The sequence below is a fragment of the Pseudoalteromonas sp. Z1A6 genome (genome assembly GCF_011378745.1).
GTDB classification, from domain to species: domain Bacteria; phylum Pseudomonadota; class Gammaproteobacteria; order Enterobacterales; family Alteromonadaceae; genus Pseudoalteromonas; species Pseudoalteromonas arctica.
In genome coordinates, this window is sequence record NZ_WTKW01000321.1 from 1 (window position 1) to 4,761 (window position 4,761).

Here is a 4,761-nt window from a genome sequence, read left to right on the forward strand (position 1 = left end):
TCCTGATCTTTTTAGGATAGGCAGATTATAACCAAGCTACCTGTGTGGCTTTTATGTAAATACCTACTACTGCCTGCATTTAATTTGTTTGAAAAATTCAGTTTAGAACTATTGGTACACATGTCAGATTATAAGTTTGGTTATATTATTTTGTAATTTGGCCTACATCGTGTTTAACCTGATTTATTGAGCTAGCCAGCTGCAAATCATAAATAAACTTTCTTTGATATGTCGTAAAAATGTTCATTATCATTTTTATACTCGAAAAGAGCATCGACTGATGAGTGTTTGTTTAATGAGAGGAAATTATGAACTCAATTGTGAAGGTAGTGCTTGAACATTTGGTTATTAACTGGCCAATATTATTCCTTAATACTTGTTCTAATAATATTGAAACCATCTCTTTATTTACTAATTTGGTAACATTCATCTGAGTATCACATTAACCGGTAAATCAAAGTTAAAACATCCAAAATCATCAGATAAGCTACATGTATCTGATAAGGCCTTAACTGTTAATATTGAATGTACTTAAGAAGAGTTATCCCCTATTAAGTGTAATGCGGGATATCCTCTATATTCATATTTACAGATACTTTTGCCGGGAGCCTCTACAATGATTATCGCTAGAAATAGAACAACTATAGTTTATAGTTACTCAAAATAAATAAGCTATAAATTATAAATAACGACAAACACTTAAAAACTTATTACCATTAAAATCAACCACTTAAATTCACTAAGAGATAAATCATATATAATGCTTTTGTAAAACATACGTTATTGAAATACGAGAAAACACCAACTAAATACAAAGTTACCACGTTAACAAGGTTTGGCAGATAGTCGAAATTCAATGAAATAATGTAGCCTGGAGGAGGGGTAAGTTTAATAGCAAATAGTTTACTTAATATAGATAACCTGTCCGCATTATTATTAGTACTAACACATCAAGATTTCGAACATAAGTTAAAGTATTGCAATTAAACTTAGTAGTAAAATTAGTTCCTATCTTGGTAAATATTTCCTCTTTTGTTAATTTCTCTCATTGCCTCTTGGTTTTTTTTGCGTCTTTCTTCTGCCAACTCTTTTGACATGCATGTACGCTTTTTAATATTACTACCTGTCACCGCTATTTTTTCGCATACCATATTTTCATTACTGCTTAGAGAGTCTTCACTCAGTGAACTACAACCAGATAGAAATAGTAAACTTGAAATGATTATTACGATTAGCTTTTTCATTTTATTCCCTTAAAGTAAAAGCGCTAATATTATGAATATTAGCGCTTTATTATTGTTTTTCTGAACTCTAGAACTTAGCGTTAAGAGTCAAGAATATATGACGACCAGTTGTATTGTAAGTACGAGGGTCTGTATTATCGTTAAACCCTGTTGCTGCATACGGAGGATCTTCATCAAATACGTTATTAATACCAACAGTAGCTGTGTAGTTATCAAGGAAGTAACTAAAGCGAACATTGTGTATTACTTGTGAGTCAACGGTTCTAATAACATCATAAGAATCAAGAGTACCACCGATATTAACGGCTTCAGTTCTAAATGAAGAGTTAACATCAGCTAAATCATCAGGGTCAATATTTGTAAAGTTTTCTTCAACTTCACCAATGTAACGCAATGCATAAGTTGCAGACCAATTCTCTTGAGCTAACGATACATTGAAGTTAGTTTTCCACTCAGGGAAGTTACCATCACCACTATTTCGGCGGTAGTAGCCAGCATTTTGAAGTGTTGAACCGTCGGCTTGAGTTATTGTGTAGTCGTCATAGTAAGTTGCATCTAAGCTTGCTGATAATGAACCAATTGACGTATCAGTTGTATAAGCAACATTAAAGTCGTAACCAGATGACTCTACACCACCAACATTTATGTTTCTGTTATCAATGTCACTTGAGTTACCAGCTAAAATACCTGATGTATAACGAGTTATTTGATCACAGTATGTACCGCTTTCAGCACACTTGTTTAAAATTAACTGCTCGCCTACAGAGCTAATTGCATTTTCCAGCTCGATATCCCAGTAATCGATTGTGAAAGATAAACCATCAACAAACTCAGGGCTATAAACTACACCAACTGTAAATATATCAGCTTCTTCTGGTTGCAACTCTGGGTTACCACCAAGAGTAGAAGATAATTGGTCACCAATAGGTTCAAAACCAGCTGCTGGTACGCCGTCAGCTATACAGAATGATGTAGGGTTAGTAGCACACGGGTCCGAAACTTCAGGGCTATTATCTGATGCGCCAGAGAATAAGTCAGAAGTTGAAGGTGCTCTAAATGCAGTAGATGATGTTCCTCGGAACATAAGGCCGTCCATAGGAGACCATTTAATTCCTACTTTATGGTTTGTAGTATCGCCAAAAGTATCATAATCAGAATAACGAATTGCTAAATCTAGCTCTAACACTTTTGCAAAAGGTGCGTCATATAATAGCGGTACATTAAACTCAGCATAAGCCTCATCTACAGTGTAGCTGCCTGATGTTTCTTGACGGCTAGATCCAGATGTAATTCCTAATGCTATTAGTGCATCAGGGAAATCACCACCTTTCTCTTCACGATGTTCTAGACCAAATGCCATACCTAAACTACCTGCTGGTAATTCAAATGCACTACCAAACACACTACCACTAATAATTTGCTGTTCGTTTGAACCAAAATCGTGAGCTTCAAACGAAATAAAATCTAACATTTCTTGAGTAACTTGAGTATCAGTTCCTGGGATACCAAATACATTTAATGATGTACAACCAGCGATAGGATCATCTACAGTTCCACATACAATGCTACCGTCAACGTCTTGGAATGAAGGACCTACGGCTTGTGAAACTTTTTCAAAGTTTACGCCACCAGCTCGTTTAGTTGTAGAATCACTTGAACCAAAGATGTATGAAACTTCATAACCCCAATCGTCATTGATATCGCCTTCAAAACCAACTACTGCGCGAACTGTATCTACGCGAAATTGAGTATCTCGACCGCCAGTTTCAACCATACGACGGCGCCAATCAGAAATCTCAACTGAGTCACCATTTCTGTCTTTAGGACCAAATTGTTGGTTATAGTAGTTATCTGCAGAATAATTTGCATTTGTCACACCAAAGAACGCAAGTGGTGCTAGAGGTAATGGAGCAAGCTTAGTATCTGAAATACGGCGGTTTAAACTAACTTCTGAAAAGAAACGAACATGATCAGAAAACTCATAGTTACTCTGAACAAATACGCCATATCGCTCAGCCGGAGTTAAGTGAAAGTTTACAGGCGCAAAGTTGTAAGTATCTTTATCCCAATCCCAACAATCATAACCAGTTGGATTAGAAAAATCGCTTGGATCTGATTGACCAGGACCATTAGCTGCACCGTGAGTAAAAGAAGAACAATCTTCACCAGCTACTGAACCATCAATACCGTTGTAACGACCCCATGGTGGAGCTGAAGAACCACCTTTAGAAAGCTCACCTGTATGATCCATGTCTAAAGAAAATTTAGACCAGTCTCTATCACCAGAAGACTGAGAACCCTGCTGAACGTAATATGCACTAGCTACCACGCTGCCTTTATCGCTTGTTAAACCTACAGTAAAATCGTAGCTTTTAGTTTCGCCATCACCGCCATGTGTCGAAGCATCGTAACTTGCTGTAGCTTCAAAACCTTCAAAATCATCACGTGTAATAACGTTAACTACACCGCCAATAGCATCTGAACCGTAAATTGCAGAAGCACCGTCTTTTAGAATTTCAACTCGCTTGATAATTGCTGTAGGGATTGTACTTAAATCTACAGAAGAGTTTGCACCACTACCCGACGCAACCATTCTACGGCCGTTTAATAATACTAGCGTTCTTGAAGAACCCAAACCGCGTAAAGATACACGCACCGCGCCTGAGCCACCATTATTAACAGAAGCATTAGTACCCGCACCAGCAACTGAAGGAATTTCTTGAAGAATGTCACCTACGTTACCAATACCTGAAGCAATTAGGTCATCGCGTGTTAATATTTGTACTGGATTCGCACCTTCCATATCAGTTCTTTTGATACGTGAACCAGTTACTTCAATTCTTTCTACTTTATCGGCGCCTTCGGCTGCCATTGTATTACCTGAAAATGCAGCTGTTGAAGCTGCACCAAATGCAAGTGCGACACGCACTGCTTTAGCTACTTGATTGTTTAACATTTGATTCTCCCTGGTGTCACTACTTTATAGTAGTAATCATTATTTATTTATTTTAGTTACATAAGATTAACAGTAACTAAAGCAAATAATAAACAAAAACCACCAAAAAGCCAACAAAAAGTTAACAAACCTTTACAGAAAAAGAAATATTTGCGAATATAATAATCAAAATCGCAATAAACTAGAATAAATAAGATGTGGACAGTATGAAAACACAGATATGTTGCTATTTATGGTGTTATTAAAAAAGTTCCTCTTGTAAATTTAACCCAAAATAAACACTTGAGTGCGAAACAAGATCAACCATTTCAATTAACGGTACAATCTGTTTTTCTACATAAGTTGCATAGTCATAGCTATGAAAGCCTTGATATAGTTCAACTCCAGCAGTTGTGTAAACAAATGTAACAAATTCACCCCTATTGACCGTAAATTCGCTATTTTTTTTCTGGTGTTTCTTAACTGCCTGAATATGAGGAGGAATATTCTTTTTATAATCGATTAAGTTTTGACCTAATCTCTTTTTAAATATGAGTAAATCATCAAACTCACCTTTAAATA

The 4,761-nt window shown here is 36.3% G+C and carries 2 protein-coding genes and 1 pseudogene; all 3 read right to left on the reverse strand.

The genetic code is table 11. From position 1 onward, the window contains the following. Window positions 1–1,001: 1,001 nt before the first annotated feature. Complete coding sequence (locus GQR46_RS16265; RefSeq protein ID WP_024593662.1) at window positions 1,002–1,244, reverse strand: hypothetical protein; 243 nt, start codon at window positions 1,242–1,244, stop codon at window positions 1,002–1,004. Between the two features lie 67 nt (window positions 1,245–1,311). Next, entirely contained in the window at window positions 1,312–4,200 is a 2,889-nt protein-coding gene (locus GQR46_RS16270; protein ID WP_165728577.1) for a TonB-dependent receptor, read from the reverse strand. 241 nt (window positions 4,201–4,441) lie between these two features. Then, window positions 4,442–4,761: pseudogene (locus GQR46_RS16275) on the reverse strand (DNA polymerase II); the annotation flags it as partial.